The following is an 18,917-nucleotide window of genomic DNA, read 5'->3' as shown; positions in this document are numbered from 1 at the left end:
AGGGTCGCGTCGGAGCCCAGCGCATGAGGAAGCCGTTCTCGATCGTGCTCTTCATGGCCGTCGGAATCGTGCCTCCCGCGGCGCGCGCGGCGGAGGGGGAGGCAAAGGCCGAGGGGCCGGGACGAACGGTCGACGACCGGCTCCGCGCGCTCGAGGAGGAGAACCGGCGCATGCGCGAGCGCGTCGCGGAGCTCGAGCGCGCGGCGAAGCAGAACGAGGCGGCGCGCGAGAAGGTGGCGAAGCTCGAGGACGACGCGAGCTTCTTCGACCAGCAGATCCAGAAGCTCCTGCCGATCGCGAGCAAGCTCGGGGGCTACCTCGACTTCGGTTTTTTCCGGGCGACGGGCACGGGGGCGGGGATACGGAGCGACATCGGGCACCGCCATTTCCCCGAGTGGCGGGGGGAGGTCCCGCAATCGTGGGTGTTTTACGGCGACCCGCTCTCGACGATGGTGAACGCGCGCGGCGAGCCCGCGGACACCGGCGAGTCGCGGGCGCTCACGTTCGACTCCGTCGATAGCGGCGGCAAATCGTCGTTCGCCGTGAACGCGCTCAACATGCAGCTCTTCGCGGCCCCGCGCGAGGATCTCACGCTGACGGCCTCGATCGACTTCGTGCCGCGGGCGAGGGACGTCTCGGCGCCGGGGGACCGGGCGCTCGGCGATTTCATCGACGTGAAGCTCGCCTACGCGGAGTACCTCGTGCCGATCGAGCGCTTCGAGCTCAGCCTCTATGCGGGGAAGTTCGATTCGGTGCTCGGCTGGGAGTACCGGAGCCGCGAGGCGCCCGACCGGCTCGGGGTGACGCCGTCCTTGCTCTGCCGATACACCTGCGGCTCGCCGCTCGGCGTGAAGGCGCGCGGGAAGTTCTGGGACGGGGCGATGATCCTGAACGTGGCCGTGACGAACGGGAGCCACGGGGCCGAGACGTTCCCATTTCACGGCGAGATCGACCGGAACGACTGGAAGACCGCGGCAGGCCGGATCGCCGCCCGCGCGCCGCTCGGCGCCGGGCTCGAGGTCGGGCTCTCGGGCTCGATCGGGGCGCAGGACCTGCAGAGCGCCGAGGACGCGCTGCACACGCACGTCGGCGTGGACCTGCACCTCGATTGGCGCGATTTCGACGTGACGGCCGAGCTCATGCAGGGCGTCGTCGACGGCAAGGCCGCGCCTGGAGAGGCGCCTTGCAGCCTCGCTCCTTGCCTGCGGTACCGCGGCGGTTACGTGCAGGCGGGCTACCGGGTCTTGAACTGGCTCACGCCGTATGCGCGGGTCGACGTGCGCGACGCGCTGCATCGAAGCGGCCGGAGCTTCGTCTATGTATCCCAGGCCCTTCGCGCGACGGCCGGGGTGCGGATGGAGCTCGGTCCCCATCTCCTCCTCAAGGCCGAGTACAATCTCAACCGCGAGCTGGGCCGCGCCCCCCAGTTTCCGAACGACGTGTTCACGAGCTCGATGCTCCTGAAATACTGACGACCCCGAGGAGAATGGCGCATGCGTGGTTGCTCTCGGCTCCTGGCTTTCGTGATCACCCTCGGCGCGGTGACGGCGCCGCTCGTCGCCTCGCGGGAGAGCCACGCCGAAGCGCCCGCCGCGGGCAACGTCGCGGGCGTGGTGACGGTCCTCGTGGACGACGCGCCGAAGGCTGATCGGTCGGGCGTGGTGGTCTACCTGGAGAACGCGCCCGGCGCGCCCGCCCCGGCCGGCAAGCGGCAGATCCGGCAGAAGAACCTCACGTTTTCGCCGGGCTTGATGGTCATCGTGAAGGGCACGACCGTCGAGTTCCCCAACGACGACAAGGTCTTCCACAACGTCTTTTCGGTCTCGAAGGCCGCGCGCTTCGATCTCGGGCTGTACAAGAGCGGCGAGAGCAAATCCGTCACGTTCCGCGAGGCGGGCGTGGTGGACGTCTACTGCAACATCCACCCGCAGATGGTCACGAAGATCAAGGTGCTCGACAACGGCTTCTACGCCGTGACGGGCAAGGATGGATCGTTCCAGATCAAGAACGTCCCCGCGGGGACGTATCCCATCGTCGCGTGGCACGCCCACGGGCAGGAGGCGCGCGGCGAGGTGACGATCGCGGCGGGCGGCGCGGCGTCGTTCCGGCCGACGGTGAAGGAAGGCGCGGCGCCGAAGCGGCACCTGAGAAAGGACGGGACGCCATACGGCCGCTACAAGTGACGGCGCTCGTCGCCTGCGTCGCCTGCGCCTGCGAGCCCTCCGCGCCGCGTGAGGGCGCCGCGCCCTCGAACCGAGCGGCCTCATCCGCCGCCGCCGCCTCGCCCTCCTCGGACAAACCGACGCCCCCGCCCCCGCGCGCCCGCGCGTTTCCAGCCGATCGATGCGGCGAGTGCCACGACACGCTCCACGCGGAGTGGAAGACGTCGGCGCACGCGGCGGCGCGTCGATCGCCGCTGTACGTGGCGATGCGGGAGCGCGCGAAGGACCCCGGCTGCGAGGCGTGCCACGCGCCGCTCGCGGCGCTGACGGATCCCGCGGAGATGGCGGTGGACGAGGGCGTGACGTGCGAGGCCTGCCACGCGATCCGCGAGGTCACGGAGAAGGGGGACAGGCCGCAGCTTTCGTTCGACCTCGAAGCAAATCGCAAATTCGGCCCGTACTGCGACGCGAAAGACAACTACTTCCACAAGATGGGCTGCGCGCCGTCGTTCCGCGAGGCGCGCATCTGCGGCGGTTGTCACGCGTTCTCGATGCCACTCGGCAGCGGCAAGAGCCTGCCGATCTTCACCGAGTACGCCGAGTGGCGCGCGTCGAGCTTCTCGATCTCCGGCACGGCCTGCCAGGAGTGCCACATGCCGGCGGAGCTGACCCACGCGGCGACGGGCGCGGAGCGGAAGGTGCGCGTGGGGCACCACGGGTTCATGGGCCAGGGAGGCGAGATCATCCGCAAGGCGCTCGGGATCGTGGCGTCGGCGGCCGAACGAGCGGGTAAACTCGAGGTCTCCGTGGTGCTGAAGAACGAAGGCGCAGGACACGCGGTGCCGTCCGGGATGCCAGGGAGGCAGGTCGTGGTGCGCGTCGAGGCGCGCGACGACGCGGGCCCTTCGCAAGCGCGCGAGGAGCGCGTGCTCGGGCGGGTGCTCGTGGACGACGCAGGGCGCGAGGTGCCGTTTTACGCGGCGCGGGCCGAGAAGAGCGACGAGCGGATCGCGGCGGGCGGGGCGCGGACGTTCACGTTCGAGCTCGACGCGCCGCGAGCAGGCTCGCTCGTGATCGAGGTCGCGTGGAGGAGCGCGTCGCCCGCGATCACGGCGGCGCTCGGCGTGCCGGCCGAGGAGCGATCGATGGGGAGGATCGAGATCCCGTTCGGCGAGAAACGAGCCGGCAAGGGGCGCGAGCACCTGCCGAAGACGGTGGTGATCAGGCCATGAAGCTCAGGAGCACGTTGCTCCTCTGGATCGTGCTCCTCATCGCGGCGATCACGGTCGCCACGGCGGGGAGCGCGGCGATCGTGCTGGAGCGGCGCGCGCGGGAGGAGCTCGGCGAGGCGCTCGAGCGAAGCGCGCGGGTCTTCGAGGCGCACCGCGGAGCGCGGCTGCGCGCGCACGCGGACAAGGCGCACGTCGTGGCGGAGGAGCCGCGGGTCAAGGCCGTGGTGGCGACGGAGGACGTGTCGCCGGAGACGGTGTACGGCGTGGCCGTCGAGCTGCGCAAAGCGGTGCAGAGTGATCTGTTCCTGATGACGGACGGAGCGGGGAGCCTGCTCGCGGACGTGGCCGATCCGAAGGCGTCGGGCTTCGACATGTCGAAGGATCCGATCGTCTCGGGCGCGCTGCGCGAAGGCGAGGCGTCGGGGCTCTGGACGAACGAGGGCAAGCTCTACGAGGTGGTCGCGCGGCGGCTCTCGTTCGGGACCGAGACGGTCGGCGTGCTCGTGCTGGGCTTCGCGCTCGGAGACGCGCTCGCAGAAGAGGTGCGTCTGCAGACGGGGAGCGTGGTGGCAGTGACGGACGGCCCCGCGGTGGTGGCGCACTCGAAGCTCGAAGATGGAACGGACGCGCCGGAGGAGGTGCTCCGCATGTTCACGGCGCCGGCCGCGGGCGAGGGCGGGCCGTACATCACGACGTCGCGGGCGCTCGGCGCGGGCACGGGCGCGGCGCGAACGGTCCACCTCGCGCGCTCGCTCGATCGAGCGCTCGCGACGTCGCGCGAGCTCGAAGCACGCGTGGCGCTCATCGCGCTCCTGGCGCTCGTGGCGGCGGCGGCGGTGGCGCTCGTGCTCTCGCGCAGGCTGTCGCGGCCGGTCGACGGGCTGATGGCGCTCGTGTCCGACGTGTCGAAGGGAAACCTCGACACGCAGGCGGCGACGTCCGGGCCGACGGAGCTCCGCGCGCTCGGAGAGGCGATGAACCGGATGGCGCGTGAGCTCGCGGAGTCGCGCAAGCAGATGGCCGCGAAGGAGCGGCTCGAGAAGGAGCTCGAGATCAGCGCGCGCATCCAGACGTCGATCCTGCCGCGGCGCCTCGACGTGCCGGGGCTCGAGGTGGCGGCGCGGATGATCCCGGCGAGCGAGGTCGGCGGCGACTACTACGACGTCTTCCCGGTGGAGGGAGGCGGCGTGCTCGCGATCGGCGACGTGGCGGGGCACGGGCTGCAATCGGGGCTCGTGATGCTCATGGTGCAGAGCGCGATCGCGGCGCTCGGCCGGGAAGACCCGAACGCGGCGCCGAAGGACATCGTGCGGGTCCTGAACCTCGTGCTTTACGACAACATCCGGAACCGGTTGCGCAACGACGAGCACGTGACGCTGACGGTGATGCGGTATCATCGGAGCGGCCGCGTGGTGTTCGCCGGCGCGCACGAGGACATCGTGATCCTGCGGGCGAGGACCGGGAAGGCCGAGATGATCCCCACGCTCGGGCCCTGGGTCGGCGCGATGCGTGACATCACGCGGACCGTGCAAGATGACGAGCTCGTCCTGGAAGACGGCGACGTGATGGTGCTCTATACGGACGGCGTGACGGAGGCGCGGAGCGCGTCGGGCGAGATGTACGGGATGAAGCGGCTCACGGAGCGGATCGAAGCGCTCGGGGCCGAGCCGGTGGAGAAGATCCGCGACGTGATCCTCGACGACGTGGCGGCCTTCGCGGAGGCCCAGGACGACGACGTGACGCTGCTCGTGTTGCGTTACCGAGCGATCGAGACGGCCGGGGCGGGTTAGGCTAGATTCTGCGGCAGATCCACGGCCGCGCCTGTTCGTGAGGACCGCGAGGACCGCGAGGACCGATGACCCTGACCCCAACCGCGTTCGAGCTTTCGTTCCAGCCCAACGTCGAGCTCATCTCGATCGTCCGGAGGTTCGTGTCCGACTTCTACGATCGGATGATCGAGGACCGAGACACCGTGTCGCGGATGGCGCTCGCGACCCACGAGCTGCTGGAGAACGCCGTCAAATACGCGAGCGACGGCGCGACGTTTTTGTCGATCACGTTCGAGCCCGGAGAGACGACGAGCACCGTCTCCATCCGGCTCGTGAACCGGGCGGACGCCGAACACATCGCCGCGGTCGCCGCTATCTTCGAAGAGATGAGCCGGCACGACGATCCCTTCAGCCACTACCAGGTCGCGATGGCGCGCAGCGCCAAGCGGAAGGTGGGCTCGGGGCTCGGTCTCGTGCGTGTACGTGCCGAAGGGGAGATGACGATGAGCCACACCATCGAGGACGACAGGGTCACGATCCTGGCGCAGACGACCGTCAGGGCGCGGAGGAGCTCGTGAGCGCGCTCGGGGATCTCTCGGTCTCGCTGCGCGACTTCGCCGCGAACGCCGACGCCGAGGGACAATCGCTCGTCCTCACCCTCTCGGGCAACGCGGACATGGCCGCGAAGGACAGCCTGGACGCGCTGCTGCCGCGCCTGCACGGCGAGGCGCTGCGGCTCGGCGCGGCCGAGGTGCGCGTGGATTTCCAGAAGCTCGAGTTCATGAACTCGTCCTGCTTCAAGAGCTTCGTGTCGTGGATCAGCGAGGTCGTCGATCTCGACCCGAGCAAGCAGTACAAGATCCGGCTCGCCTCGAACCCCGAGATGCACTGGCAACGACGGAGCCTGCACGCGCTGCGGTGCTTCGCGGTCGATCTCATCACCATCGAGCCGTGACGCCGACGCGATCGTTGGGGCTCAAATGAAAGAGGCCCGGCGAGGTTGGTCAGCACGCCGGGCCGCGCCCAAGCCTTCCAAGGAGACCGGGCTTTTTTCAACGTACGTCGGGAGCGCGACGTGTTGCAAGCCCATCACGGGTGGTGACGTATCGTCATCCGGAGGCGCGTGGCTCGTCCGCGGGAGGCCCGAACGAACGATACGTTTCGTTCCGTCGCCTCCCGACCGCGCGCGGATCCATCGCGTCACGCAAGGCATCGGCGACGAGGTACGAGCCGCCCACGGTCACGAGGAGCAGGAAGGCTGGCAGGACCAGCAAGCGGAGCGCCGCAGGGTTGCGCGCGCCTTCGGCGAGCGTCTCGCCCCACGACGCCGCCGACGTCGGCGCGCCCATCTCGAGGAACGAGATCGCCGCCTCGAGGAGCACGATGGAGGCCACGCCGAACACCGAGCTCACGGTGACGGGGCCGAGCGCGTTCGGGAGCACGTGACGCAAGAAGATCCGCGCCCGCGAGGCGCCGAGCGCGCGCGCCGCGAGCGCGTAGTCCTCCGACGCGCCACGCAAGGTCTCGGCATGCACGAGGCGCGCGACCTCCGCCCAGCGCACGAAGGCCACCGCGAGCACGAGCGAGAGGGCCGAGGGCTCACGCTCGATCGCACGCACGAGCGCGACGACGAGGATCGCCGGGAACGTATCGACAGTCTCGACGAGCCGCACGAGGATGTCCCGCGAGGTGCCGCCGCGGATGCCCGAGAGGCCGCCGAGGAGCACGCCGAGGAAGGCGCTCACGAGGACCGCGACGAGCGAGAGGCCGAGCGCGGTGCGAGCGCCGTAGACGAGGCGCGCGAAGAGGTCGCGGCCCTTCTCGTCGGTGCCGAGCGGATGCGCGCGGGACGAGGGCGCGAAGGGGCCGGCCGCGCTCGGCGCCGCGGGGCCGGATCGCACGAGCGGCCAGACGGTGAAGGCGCCGTCGTACGAGCGCGCGACCTCGTCCGCGGAGAGGTGCTCGTACCGATCGACGTGCACGATCGCAGGGAGGATCTCGACGCCACGTGGCCCGACGGCGAGGAGCGGCGCGGGCGCCGCGAGGATCTCGGCGAAGACACCGACGAGCACGAGCAATCCGAGCAGCGCGGCGCCGAGGCCCGCGCGGCGGCTCTGCGCGACGCGCCGGATCACGTTCGAGCGGTGGCTCATGCGCGCGACCTCTGACGCAGGATGCTCTGCGCGAGCCGAGGATCGAGCCGGGTGTACACGAGATCCGTCAGGATGACCCCGAGCGTCGCCGTCGCGGCCGTGAAGATCGAGACGGCCATGAGCCAGCTCGTGTCGCGCGATTGCACGGCGACGATCGTGGCCGCGCCGAGGCCCTCTAGGGCGAAGACGCGCTCGACGACGAAGGCGCCGCCGAGGGCCATCGGCGCCTCGAGCGTGGCGAGCGTGACGACCGGGAGGAGCGCGCTCGGGAGCGCATGCACGAAGAGGGCGCGCGCGCGGCTCGCCCCCCGCGCGAGCGAAGCACGCACGTGATCCTGCTCGAACGCCGACGCGAGGCCCACGCGAGCCTGGCGCGCCGGCGCGGCGACGAGGCCGAGGGCGAGGACGACCGTGGGCAAGAAGAGGCCGCCTCCGACGGAGGCGCGCGCGGCCAGGATCGCGAAGAAGGCGGTGGGGATCGCGTACAGCACGAGCACGATGGCGGCCGTGATCCCGTCACGACGTCGCCCGCGCGACGCGGCTCCGAGGAGCCCGATCGGCACGGCCGCCGCGTAGGCCAGGGCGATCGCGCCGAACACGAGCGTGAGCGTGACCGGCGCGCGCCGGAAGATGCCGTCGAGGACGGGCACGCCGTCGATGCCCACGCCGAGCCGACGCGTGACGGCGCCGAGCGCCCACTTGCCGTACCGCGTCTCGAGCACGATGGCCGCGAACCGCGAGGGGCCGTCGAGCGTCACGAAGTCGTTCTTGTAGACCATCCAGAACGAGGCCCATCGCTCGACACAGGCGAGCGCCGTCTCGTAGTCGTCGCCAGGCGAGATGCGATCTTCGCGGCCCGTGACGTGGGCGGCGATGTCGACGAGGGCCCGGGCGCGCTCGAACGAGGCGGCGTCGCTCGGGCGCTCGAGCGCGCCGAGGACGTCCTCCAACACGAAGGTGTCGAGATCGCGGAGCTCGGCCGCGCGCGAGGCGCTGCCGTACCGCGCGAGCCTGCGGACAGCGCTGCGCACGGAGGCGCGCCGGAACTCGATGCCGCGGTCGTCCCAGAAGCGGGTCCAGAAGGCCACCGCGCGCGCCGGATCCGAGAGCCTCTCGCCCGACAAACCCATACGCTCGCCGACCGGCGCGAGCGCGAGCGCGACCTCGGCGCGTGGCCCGACCGCGAGCGTGTCGAGCGCGGGCAGGACGTGAGGCAACGCCGCGCCGCCGAGCCGCGCGAGCTCGGCGCGCCCTCGGGCCTTCTGCTCGGCGTCACCCTCGACGATCGCGTGCATCGCGTCGCCTGCCCGCGCGCGCACGTCGCGCGTCCCGAAGTTGATGAACGTCGGCAGATCGAGGAAGCGCTCGCGGCGGAGGCGCGCGCGCTCGGACGGCGTGACGGGGAGCGACGGATCGTCCGTCGGATCGGGGACGTACGAGAGGAACAGGAACGTGACGAGCGAGACCCCGATCAACGTGGGCAGGATGAGCAGCAACCGTCGGAGCGCGAGCCTGAGCATCGTGACTACTTGAGCAGCGCCTCGACGAGATCGATCCGCATGCCGAACTTGTACGGCGAGGCCTTCACGACCTCCGTCTTTCGACCCGCGATCTTCTCCTCGCCCTCTTCGAGGTAGCCGCCCGAGTTCACCGCGATCACCTTGCCCTGGCCGCTCCACACGGGGCTGCCGTTCGAGCCGCGCGTGGTCGCGGCGTCGTGCTGCACGAGCCAGCTCTCCTGGTATGGCGCGGGCCGGCCGGACGCGCCCGTGACGCGGCCGATGTGCGCGGCGAGGAAGGTCGCGGCGGGGTTCGTCGTGTCCATCAAGCGACCGGGGAAGCCGATGAGGTAGACGTCATCCCCCGCGCCCATCGCCGAGAGCTCCTGCTTCGACGCGAGCTCCAGCACGACGGCCGAGCGGCCGCGGATGGTCACGACCCCGACGTCGGGCGTGATGCTGTCCTGATCGGCCGGGCGATAGCCGGGGTGCGTGCGCATCTCGATCACGTCGAAGCGCGCTTGCCCGCGCCCCTCGTTCTCCAGCGCGACCACCGAGCCCTTCGCCTTCGCCTCCCGGATGCAGTGCGCGCTCGTCGCGAGGATCGAGGGCCGGACGGCGAACGCGGTGCAGAAGCCCTCCCCCTTCGAGGCGAGCATGAAGATGCCCTTCTTCGACCGTTCGTAGAGGTTTCTGCCGAAGCTCGCGTTCGCCGGGTGCAGGTTGCCGAGCCGCCCCTCGATCTCCTTGCGGCGCGGATCCTCGGGCGGCATCTGCGCGAGCTCCTCGCGCAGGTGCTGGATCTCGTCCTGCGAGCGGGTGCTCCAGAAGATGAGCCCGCCGAGCGCGCCGAGCGCGACGACGAGCAGCCCGCCGAGCGCGTACGCGGTCCTCCGCTGCGACGCGGTCGCCGCCGTGACCTTCTGCTCGACGATCGCGTTGAGCTGCGCCGTCTGCCCGAGCTGCTTGTTCCGCCCGCTCGCCACGGCCACGGCCTGCGAGATCATCATCGCGATCGTCCGCTGCCCGACGCGCGCGCCCGCAGGAGGCGCAGGCTGCGGCATCGGCTGCGGCGCGAGCCGCTGCGCGACGGGCACGAGCTCGATCCGGATGCGCGGGCCTTTCGCGCCGAAGCTCACCTCGGTCCCCGCCGCGAGCGCGTGCCTCTGGATCCGCTGCCCGTTCGCGAACGTGCCGTTGCGGCTGCCGAGATCCACGACGAACCACGCGCCGCCCTCGCGGCGCAGCTCCGCGTGGTAGCCGCTCGCCTCTCGGTCGTGGTTCGCGTCGAAGACGACGTCGTTGTCCGGCGCGCGGCCGAGCCGCACGAGGTCACGCTCGAAGGTCTGCGCCGCACCTGCCCTGGCCCCGGCGACGTGCACGATGCGCAGGTTCACGGCGTGGGTACCCCGCGCACGAGGTCGATCCGCATGCCGATGCGGTAAGGAGACGCTTGCACGATCTTCGTCTTCTGCCCGGCGATGGAGATGTCTTCCTCGTCGTCCACGTGGGCCGCGTGGACGCCGATGACGTGCCCGTACTGGTTGAAGATGGGGCTGCCGCTGTTGCCGCCGCGCGTGATCGCGTCGTGCAGGATCACCGTGGCCTTGTCGGCCGACGTGGCCTGCTCGTCGAAGCCCATCAGCCGGCCGAGGTGCCCGCTCAAGAACGTCGCCGACGGGCTCACCGGATCCATCACCCGCCCTGGGAATCCGAGCACGTACACGTCGTCGCCAGGCCCGAGCGCGCGCAGCTCCGTGTCGCTCGCCAGCGTGACGGCCACGGGCAACGTGCCCTTCACGCGGAGCAGCGCCACGTCGGGCGTGTCGGCGCGCTTCGACTTCGTGTTGTACGTCGGGTGCGCGCGCTGCGCGATGACCTCGAGCTCGACCTTCCCGCCCGACTCGTTCTGCACGACCACGGGCTTTCCGCCGCGGGTCCCGCACGACGTGACGCAGTGGGCGTTGGTCACGAGCAGGCTCTTGCCGATCGCGAAGGCGCTGCAGCAGCCGCTGATGCGCCGGTTCTGCGTGTAGGCGAGGACGAAGAGCGCGCCCTTGTTCTGTTCGTAGATCTCGCGCCCCGAGAGCACCTTCGTCGGCAACGTCCCCACGGGCGCCTGCACCGGGCCCTGGTCGAGCCCCGCCTCGGCCGTGAGGATCGCCGCGGCGCGCTGCGAGCGGTAGACGACGATCGCCGCCACCACGAGCGCGACGAGCGTCATCACCACGCCGAACGTGAGCAGCGCGTTCAGCCGCGCGCCTCGCCGCGTCGCCTCCGCGACCTTCGCGTCGACGATCTGCGCGCTCTTATCGTGGCCCCTCGTCGCGTGCGCTACCGCGTTCTCGACGATGCGTTGCGCGGTCGCGACGTCGACCCGTCCGTCCGCGTCCATCGCCTCGCGCGGCAGCTCGCTCGGCATCCGGCGAGTATACGCTCTAGGGTTTGAGCAGGTAGTACCCGGCGATCGTGATGCACGCGAGCGCGCTCACGATCATCATCACGATGAGCCACTGCGGCGCGCCGTCGGTCGGGATGTGGATCGGATCGTCGGAGCCGTGCGAGCGCGGCCCGTACGAAGATGGACCCTCTCCGTCCTTCGAGGCGTCTTCCCGCCGCTCGGAGTCGCTCTCGCGGCGGTGCCCCTCGGAGGACGAGGACGGCAGCGGCGTGAGCGGCACCGAGATCTTCGGCTGATCGAGCTCCTTGACACGGCGGCTCGGATCGGGGGCCGAGAGCGAGCTCGGCGGCATGGGCTCGGGGAGCTGGTACTTGCGGTAGCGCAGCCCCGTGATGTCCTCTTCCGTCGGCTCGGGCAGCGCCTCGCCCTCGAACTTCGACACGACGACGGTGATGTTGTCGTGGCCGCCGGCCTGGTTCGCCCGATCGGTCAGCGTCTTGCAGATCTCGAGCGGGTCATCGACCGTGCGCAGGACCTCGCGGATCTCCTCGTTGCGCACCATGCCCGAGAGCCCGTCGGAGCAGAGCAGGAGCGTGTCGCCGCGCTTGAGCTCCACGAACGTGAGGTCCACCTGCACGCTGTCCGAGGTGCCGAGCGCCTGCAGGATGATGTTGTTGTGCTCGAAGGTCTCGGCCTCCTCCTCGGTGAGCTGACCGGCCTCGATGAGCTGGTTCACGAGCGACTGATCACGCGTGACCTGCACGAGCCTGTCGCCGCGCAGGATGTACGCGCGGCTGTCGCCGACCTGGCCGATGAAGAGGTGATCGTCGACGAGCGCCGCCACGGTGGACGTCGTGCCCATGCCGCGCCGCGTGCGATCGAGCTTCGCCTCGCTGAAGATGCGCAGGCCCGCCGACTCGATCGCGTGTACGAGGCGCGCGGCGATCTCGTCGTGATCCTTCGGCGGCTCGCCCGAGATCATCTTCTGGAAGATGATGTCGACCGCGAGCTGGCTGGCGACCTCGCCCGCCGCCGCGCCGCCCATGCCGTCGCAGACGCCGAGCAACACGCCGCGCTCGCCGACGAGCTGGTTTCGGTCCGTCTCCATCAAGCCGCGGCTCGCCTTCGTCAGGTCCGCGACGATGAAGTTGTCCTCGTTGTGCTCGCGCACCTGACCGACGTCCGTGCGACCGAACAAGCGGAGCTTGATCGGCGTGGGCTTCTCCACCTTGCGCTCGCTGGGTACACCCTGGGCGCTGTCCGCGGAGCGGTTCGAGTCGGGCTGCGTCTCTCGGGAGGCTTGTTCGCTCATGGGCTCACTACGAGAGGTCCACCCGGAACAGGTGCTGGCCGATGCGGAGGAAATCGCCGTTGTCGAGGGTCACGTCGGATCGGATCGCGACGTAGGTGCCGTTCGACGAGTCCAGATCCATGACCGTGAACTCGCCGCTCATCGGGCTCCTGCGGAGCACGGCGTGCCGCCTCGACAGGAACGGGTCGGCCGTGAAAACGATGTCTCCCACCTCTCGACCGATCACCGTTTCATCCCGGAACAAGTGGTAAACGTCGCGGGTCACGCCCTCGACCGTCCGCTGACAGAGCCGCGCGCGCCGCGGCGTCGAGGGAGACCCGAACAAAAGGGTCCCGTGCTGGGTTGCATGCCCGAGCCCTCGCTCCGCGTCGTTCACGGTTTCGAACTGTAACACTTCGAGGCCCAGGAGGAGCAAGTCGCCGTCCTTCAGCGCGTGCGGTTCCCGGATACGCCGGTAGACCCCGTTCGTGGAGTGAAGGTTCCGGAGGATCCAGTGACCACCCTGGGGCAGCAGGCGCGCATGCCGCGGGGAGACGTACAGATCGTCCGAGAGGAGGATGTCCCCCTCGGTCCGGCCCACGTCGACCTGCCGGTCCACGAGCGGAAACGACTTGCCTTCGCTGCCATCCTCCACGATCACGACGAGCCGGCCCGTCTGGAGGCGGCCCGGGGTGACCGAAGGGCTCGCGGGCGAAGGCGCCACGAAGGCCGACACCAGGCGCTCGTCCCGGCGGGTGGGGGTCGCCGACACGGGCTCGGCGAACGAGGGCTCGGCTTCGACGCGGACGGCCTTCTCCCCCTCGTCGAGCGGCGCGCCGCAGTACTTGCAGAAGCGCATGCCCTCGGCGGAGTGGCCATGGCACCGAGCGCAACGGACGAGGCGCGGAGGGCCGGTCCGGGCCGTCGCGATGCCCACGACGGGCGCGCCGATGATCTTGTCACCCGTGTCGTCGGGGTTCGCGACCGGAGCGCTCTCCGGGGTCGGCGCGGGCATCGAACGAGGAAGGACGGGCCGAGGCGCAGGGGCCGGCGCGGCAGGCACGGGGGAGAGGCGCGCGGGCGGCGCGGCGACCGAGTCGGGCTCGGGCTCGGACGCGCGACGGACCACCGCGGCCTCGGTCGGCGCCGCCGCGGGGCGACCGAGCGAGGCGCCACACGTCACGCAGAAGCGATACCCAGGCGGGTTCGACGAGCGGCAGCTCGGGCACGTCGTGATCGCGTCGGCGCCGAAGGAGACGGTGAACTGAAGCGCGGGGGCTTCGGGGCGGGAGCGCGGCTGGGAGGGCCTCGGGGACGAAGACGAGCCGCCGGACGTGGGGCTGCCAGACGCGGGGCTCCCCGACGTCGGGTTCGCGGACGTCGGGTTCGCGGACGTCGGGTTCGCGGACGTCGGGTTCGCCGAGGGAGCGGGGTTCGAAGCGATCGCGGGAGCGGAGCTCGGCTCGTCGTCCGAGGCGCGGGGCTCGGCGACGGCAGCGCGCTCGACGCGCTCCATGCCGTGGGGCGGCGTGGGCGGCACGCCGCGCCCTTGCCGGAGGCGCCTTCCACAATCGAGGCAAAACGTCAGGTTGTCGGCGTTTTCACGACCGCAGACGTCGCAGATCACAGCCGCGAGAGGACCGCGGAGGCGCTTTCGAGTCAAGTGCCCGAGCGCAAGATCGTCACGAAAAGGGGGGCGGCATGGCCCCTGCTTACCGCCTCCCGATCTCGCTGCGGAGCTCGAACTGGAACTCGGCGCCCAGGAAATGCGCGACCCCCGTGGCCCGGACGGCGCCCGCCGTGTCGGTCCAGCCGGCGATGAGCATGGGCCGGTAGACGAGGCCAAAGCCGAGGAGGGCGACCCGGGAGAGCTCGATTTCGACGCCGAGGCCACCGAAGAGCAGCCCGCCGCCCGTCTCGACGCCCCACTCGTTCCCATAAGCGAGCGCGCCGATCCCCCAGGAAGCGTAGGGCGCGGCGCGGGTCCCGAGGTCCGGCAGGTACCGCATCTCGAAGCGGAGCTGCTGGAAGATCCCGAGCCGGTAGAGGTTGCTCGAGTCCATCTTGGCGAACTGGTACGCGCCGCCGATGTACCAGGGACCTGCGGAGCGGTACCCGCCGCGGATCGCGAGGCCCCCGGCTCCGCCCAGGATACATGGCGCGGCCTTCCCACCTTGCGGCGCGCAGACCGCGCCCGGGTCGAGGTTCGTCTCGGCCACGATCGCCACGCCGTACTGAAAATACTCGACGTGGAGCGGCGGTGGACGGACGCCTCCGAGGCCACGCAGAGGCTCGTTGGCAGGAGGCAGCGAGGCGCTCGGCTCCCCGCGCGCCGGGCCGGAGGCGGCGAGCAGAGAGACGCAGAGGAGCAGACCGAAGGGCCGTCGCGCGCTCACCGGCGCTCACGCTACGCCCCTGGCCGGGGCCCCGCAACCACGCGCGGAGCGGCGTCGCGGACCGGCGTGACGCAGGCGGGCCGGCATCGCGTGCTCCCCTGCCCTTTCCGCTCGGGGCGCGGCCCCGGAAGGTCCGGCCCGACGTGAGGGGCGGGCGGGTCCTGGTCACGCGGCTCTCCGCCGCTCTCGCCTTGACGCGGCGCGCGCTCGCGCCATCGTCTCGGAAACCTTGATGCCGATCATCGGCGCGCTTGACGTCGCCATGGTTGGTCGCCTAAACGGAGCCACGCTCATGGAGATCCACCTCGACAAGCGTGCGGTTAAGCAGATCCGCCTCTCCGCTGCGGACGCGATCGACGAAGGCGACACCGAGGCCCTGCGCGAAGACGTCCTCGAGGCGTTCAGCGAAGAGCAGGTCGAAGAGATCGAGCGCCGGCTCGATAGCGGAGATTTTTTCGAGTTCTTGACCGACGTCCTCGACGAGTGGAGCGGCGACGACGTCGACGAGCTCTTCGAACTCCTCGAGACGCAGCTCGGAGAGATGGGCATCGATCTCAAGTACGAGCAGCGCGAAGAAGAGGACGAGGAAGAGGTCGATGACGATCTCGACGACGACGACGACGACCTCGACGACGACGACGAGGAGCTCGAGGAAGAGGACGACGAGGCAGACTGACGTCCGCCGTCAATCCCCGTCGCCGCTCGCCCCTCGCTCGATCTCTCGCTCGATGTAGCCCGCGCACGGCTTCTCGTTCGGCGCGGGCCTGATCTCGTCGCAGACGAGGTGCGCGCAGCGCGCGTATCGCGAGTCGAAAAAGTCCTTGCGTAAACGCTCGGCGAGGTCGCAGGCCTCGTCCTCGTCGCCGTCGTCGCGCGCGAGGCGCGCCTCTGCCCAGAGCGCGTCGTCGCGCAAGGTCGACGTCGGGTGATCCGTGGAGAGCTTGCGCAGCTCGCGGCGCGCGGCCGCGTGATCGTGCAGCTTGTCCCGGTAGAGCTCCGCGATCCGCATCTGCGCCGGCGAGTAGCGCGGCCGCTCGTAGCTGCCCGTGAGGTGCGCGGACTCGCGCGCGGCGAGCAGCGCGCGCAGGTGCGTGATCGCCGCCTCGTGCCGACCGAGCTTCTCCTCCATCAGCGAGGCGTGCCAGAGCGCGTCGTCCGTCAGCGTCCCGAACGGGTACGGATGCGCGCGCGCGATCGAGATGAACGCGTCGCGGGCCTCCGCGTGCCGGCCAAGGCGGTCGAGCGCGTGCGCCACCTCGTAGTCGACGTTCTCTTCGAGGTCCGTGTTCCGCAGGGCCCGCGCGGGCCCCTTCGCCCACGCGAGCACCGCCTCGTCGCCGCCTCGCTCGTGTTCATGCTCGACGAGCCGCTTCACGGCCCTGCGCGCGAGGCCGTGTTTCGTGTGCTTCGCGGTCGCGTCGAAGAGCATCGTGTAGCCGCGCTCCACGTCGCCGTGCTCGATCTCGAGGTCGGCGAGCTCGAACGCGGCGCGCCCCGCGCGAGGTCCGTCGGGCGAGGTCTCGGCGAGCCGCCGCAAGGTCGCCTTCGCCTCGGCGTGCGCCCCGCGCCGCTCGTGCATACGCGCCACGAGGAAGAGGGCCTCGTCGCGGTCCTTCACGCGCTCGGCCGCGCGCGCGGCCTCCTCGTAGCTCTTCGCGGCCTCCTCGTAGCGCCCCGCGTGGTAGGCCCTCTGCCCTGCGGCGAACGAGCGCTCGTACGCGTCGCCGAGGCTCGGCCCGCAGCCCGCGAGCCAGGACGCGAGGACGATGCCGGCGAGGCGCCTCGTGCTCACGCGGGCGTCGCCCCTCGCGTGAGCACCTCGCGCGTCGCGGCGGCGAGCGCGGCGGCGGCCTCGGCGACACGCGCGGCCGGCAGATCGAGGTGCGTCACCACGCGGACGCGCCGCGCGCCCGACGCGCCCACGAGCACGCCGCGCGAACGCGCCGCCGCGACGAGCTCGCCTGCCGCCACGGGCAGATCCACCTGCACGATGTTCGTCTCGACCTCGGGCACGGACGCGCCGGGCACCTCGCGGATCGCCTCAGCGATCGCGCGGGCCGCGGCGTGATCTTCGGCGAGGCGCGCGCGGTGATGCTCGAGCGCGTAGAGAGCGCCCGCGGCGAGCACGCCGATCTGCCGCATGCCGCCGCCGAGCATCTTCCGGAACCTACGGGCGCGTACGATCGTCTCCGCGTCTCCGCAGAGCGCGGAGCCCACCGGCGCGCCGAGGCCCTTCGAGAAGCAAATGCTCACCGTGTCGAAGGGCTCGCAGAGCTGCGCGACCGAGAGCCCTGTCGCGACGGACGCGTTCCACAGGCGCGCCCCGTCGAGGTGCATCACGAGCCCGTGGGCCCGCGCGACCTCGGCGATCGCCCGCACGTCGCGCTGCGGGAAGACCCGCCCTCCCGCTCGGTTGTGCGTGTTCTCCAGGGCGACGACGCGCGGCCGCGGGTGGTAGTCGTACGGCGGCTTGATGACCTCTTGCAGCTCGTCCGGCCCGAACAGCCCGCCGCGGCCGGCGATCTCGAACTGCACACCCGACCACGCGGCGCCTGCGCCCGACTCGTAGAACGCGCAGTGCGCGCCTTCGCCGATGATCACCTCGTCGCCGCGCTGCGTGTGGCAGAGCAGGGCGATCTGGTTGCCCATCGTCCCGCTCGGGACGAAGAGCGCCGCGGCCTTGCCGGTGATCTCGGCGATGAGCCTCTCCAGCCGCTCGGCCGTCGGGTCCTCCCCGTACACGTCGTCGCCCACCTCGGCGCGGGCCATGGCCTCCCGCATCGCGGCAGTGGGCCGCGTCACGGTATCCGACCGCAGATCGATCATGCCCCTACTTCGCCCGGAAGGAGCGCGCTTGGCAACGCCTTGTTTGCGGGAAAGCGGGCGTCACGGACGGACGCGGGCGTTCTAGCAGAAGAAGCACTTGTTCCGCTGGGGCGGCTCGATTTCGAACCGCACGCGGCCACATGTGTCACAAACGCACAGGTTTTGCGCGTAAAACTCTCGACGGCCGAGGATGTCGGAGACGAAGAGGCTCGTCACGATGTCGCTCAGGATGTCGTGGCTGCGCGGGCGCGGGACCCACTGCATTTCTTCGCCCACGACGACCCTGCGCACCCGGCCGGCGAAGATGGCGGCCGAGAGGAAGCGGTCGTCGACCGGGCTCTGGATCAGCCCGCGCAGGTGGCCGACCACGCGCGCGCGGGTGCGGACCAGGATGGCGGCCGTCTCGTCCGTCGGCGGCACCTCGGGCAAAAACGCGCTGCAATGCTTGTCGTTCGGCAAGGCGCCGAAGAGCGGCTCCTGGATCCGCCAGGGGCGGGCCATGTAGCCGGGATGCACGAGGTTGCGGTCGATCCACGAGCGCAGCTCTTCCCGGCACATCCGGCGCGAGGCGACGCCCTCGAGGAAGGTCAGGGCCGCGGCGAGCGTGTCGCTCGGCGGGGACAGCGGGCTGGGGCTCGTGATGCGACGGACGCCGCTGCCCCGGTTCGACGAAACGGGCCCCGGGTCGCTCGTGTCTGCGCTCTTCGTGGTGCCGAGAACGTTCCTGGGCGAGGGCCTCGTCGACATGGCGCAAAAACACGAGCAAGCGCTGGACCAGCCGTCGGGGCTCCGCTGTCGTCGCACGGCGGATGCCCAGGCTGAACGCCGGGGGCCCTGCGCGGCGGGGGGAGGGGGTGCGGGCGAGCAGCTATTGCCATGCGGCTCGGCAACGATTGCATTCCGACGGTGTCTCGACCGGCGCCGGTGTGCGGCGCGGGTACGGTCGTTCCAGGGTCGACGTCGTTTTCCTGCAATTGACCCTCCCTAGGGGCGATCTCCATTCTCTACAGATCGTACCGACCGTCCTCCATTCGTAGGAAACACGTGACCCGAGAATCGGACCCTCGGCGCCTCGGGGGGATGGCGCATGGATGGCCCGGAAATCGCGCCCGGCGGGCATCGTTAGCAAAAACACAACCACCCAGATCTCCGCGTGGATCGTGGATATCGCGCCATGGAACCGTCCGT

Annotated in this window: 17 protein-coding genes; 7 read left to right on the top strand and 10 right to left on the bottom strand. The window is 70.6% G+C overall.

The annotated features are described in order from the left end of the window. Positions 1 to 23 precede the first annotated feature (23 nt). From GF068_RS38195 to GF068_RS38170, 6 genes are all read left to right on the top strand, one after another. Positions 24 to 1,472: a porin family protein gene (locus GF068_RS38195; RefSeq protein ID WP_170319922.1), complete on the top strand. Its 1,449-nt coding sequence runs from the start codon at positions 24 to 26 to the stop codon at positions 1,470 to 1,472. 21 nt (positions 1,473 to 1,493) lie between these two features. Beyond that, on the top strand, positions 1,494 to 2,183 hold the full coding sequence (locus tag GF068_RS38190) for a plastocyanin/azurin family copper-binding protein (protein ID WP_153824489.1): 690 nt from the start codon (positions 1,494 to 1,496) through the stop codon (positions 2,181 to 2,183). After that, entirely contained in the window at positions 2,180 to 3,394 is a 1,215-nt protein-coding gene (locus GF068_RS38185; RefSeq protein ID WP_153824488.1) for a multiheme c-type cytochrome, read from the top strand. Before GF068_RS38190 ends, GF068_RS38185 begins: the two co-directional genes overlap by 4 nt. After that, positions 3,391 to 5,184, top strand: a complete 1,794-nt coding sequence (locus GF068_RS38180) for a PP2C family protein-serine/threonine phosphatase (protein WP_153824487.1) — start codon at positions 3,391 to 3,393, stop codon at positions 5,182 to 5,184. Before GF068_RS38185 ends, GF068_RS38180 begins: the two co-directional genes overlap by 4 nt. Positions 5,185 to 5,249: 65 nt before the next feature. Beyond that, a complete protein-coding gene (locus tag GF068_RS38175) occupies positions 5,250 to 5,741 on the top strand; it encodes a hypothetical protein (protein ID WP_153824486.1) in 492 nt (163 codons plus the stop codon). Beyond that, positions 5,738 to 6,118: an STAS domain-containing protein gene (locus GF068_RS38170; RefSeq protein ID WP_153824485.1), complete on the top strand. Its 381-nt coding sequence runs from the start codon at positions 5,738 to 5,740 to the stop codon at positions 6,116 to 6,118. The genes GF068_RS38175 and GF068_RS38170 overlap by 4 nt, the downstream gene beginning before the upstream one ends. 154 nt (positions 6,119 to 6,272) lie before the next feature. Here GF068_RS38170 and GF068_RS38165 read toward each other — a convergent pair whose 3' ends face one another. Genes GF068_RS38165 through GF068_RS38135 form a run of 7 tightly spaced genes read right to left on the bottom strand, consistent with a single transcriptional unit; the run spans position 6,273 to position 14,903 of the window. Next, entirely contained in the window at positions 6,273 to 7,316 is a 1,044-nt protein-coding gene (locus GF068_RS38165; RefSeq protein WP_153824484.1) for an ABC transporter permease, read from the bottom strand. Then, positions 7,313 to 8,836: an ABC transporter permease gene (locus GF068_RS38160; RefSeq protein WP_153824483.1), complete on the bottom strand. Its 1,524-nt coding sequence runs from the start codon at positions 8,834 to 8,836 to the stop codon at positions 7,313 to 7,315. The genes GF068_RS38165 and GF068_RS38160 overlap by 4 nt, the downstream gene beginning before the upstream one ends. A 5-nt stretch (positions 8,837 to 8,841) precedes the next feature. Continuing rightward, positions 8,842 to 10,212, bottom strand: coding sequence for an FHA domain-containing protein (locus tag GF068_RS38155; protein ID WP_153824482.1), 1,371 nt, complete (start codon positions 10,210 to 10,212; stop codon positions 8,842 to 8,844). Then, on the bottom strand, positions 10,209 to 11,237 hold the full coding sequence (locus GF068_RS38150) for a trypsin-like serine peptidase (protein WP_153824481.1): 1,029 nt from the start codon (positions 11,235 to 11,237) through the stop codon (positions 10,209 to 10,211). The genes GF068_RS38155 and GF068_RS38150 overlap by 4 nt, the downstream gene beginning before the upstream one ends. A gap of 16 nt (positions 11,238 to 11,253) precedes the next feature. Next, positions 11,254 to 12,528: a Stp1/IreP family PP2C-type Ser/Thr phosphatase gene (locus GF068_RS38145; RefSeq protein WP_153824480.1), complete on the bottom strand. Its 1,275-nt coding sequence runs from the start codon at positions 12,526 to 12,528 to the stop codon at positions 11,254 to 11,256. A gap of 7 nt (positions 12,529 to 12,535) precedes the next feature. Next, on the bottom strand, positions 12,536 to 14,170 hold the full coding sequence (locus GF068_RS38140) for an FHA domain-containing protein (RefSeq protein WP_153824479.1): 1,635 nt from the start codon (positions 14,168 to 14,170) through the stop codon (positions 12,536 to 12,538). A 49-nt stretch (positions 14,171 to 14,219) separates the two neighbouring features. Continuing rightward, positions 14,220 to 14,903 carry a hypothetical protein gene (locus tag GF068_RS38135; protein WP_153824478.1) on the bottom strand — a complete coding sequence of 228 codons (684 nt, stop codon included), beginning with the start codon at positions 14,901 to 14,903 and terminating at the stop codon, positions 14,220 to 14,222. Between the two features lie 292 nt (positions 14,904 to 15,195). Between GF068_RS38135 and GF068_RS38130 the strand changes: the two genes are divergently transcribed. Further along, a complete protein-coding gene (locus GF068_RS38130; protein WP_153824477.1) occupies positions 15,196 to 15,579 on the top strand; it encodes a hypothetical protein in 384 nt (127 codons plus the stop codon). A gap of 9 nt (positions 15,580 to 15,588) precedes the next feature. Here the strand turns inward: GF068_RS38130 and GF068_RS38125 are convergent, their stop codons facing one another. The 3 genes from GF068_RS38125 to GF068_RS38115 form a co-directional block, all read right to left on the bottom strand. Continuing rightward, positions 15,589 to 16,695 carry a tetratricopeptide repeat protein gene (locus tag GF068_RS38125; RefSeq protein ID WP_153824476.1) on the bottom strand — a complete coding sequence of 369 codons (1,107 nt, stop codon included), beginning with the start codon at positions 16,693 to 16,695 and terminating at the stop codon, positions 15,589 to 15,591. Next, positions 16,692 to 17,729 (bottom strand): low-specificity L-threonine aldolase, encoded by a 1,038-nt coding sequence (gene ltaE / locus GF068_RS38120; RefSeq protein WP_153824475.1) that lies wholly within the window; start codon positions 17,727 to 17,729, stop codon positions 16,692 to 16,694. The genes GF068_RS38125 and ltaE overlap by 4 nt, the downstream gene beginning before the upstream one ends. 81 nt (positions 17,730 to 17,810) lie before the next feature. Next, positions 17,811 to 18,476 (bottom strand): hypothetical protein, encoded by a 666-nt coding sequence (locus tag GF068_RS38115; RefSeq protein WP_153824474.1) that lies wholly within the window; start codon positions 18,474 to 18,476, stop codon positions 17,811 to 17,813. Positions 18,477 to 18,917: the final 441 nt, after the last annotated feature.

Origin of the sequence: Polyangium spumosum (assembly GCF_009649845.1) — a bacterium.
GTDB classification, from domain to species: Bacteria; Myxococcota_A; Polyangia; order Polyangiales; family Polyangiaceae; genus Polyangium; species Polyangium spumosum.
Note: the sequence above shows the minus strand (reverse complement) of the source record. Positions and strands in the feature narration are given on the sequence as shown.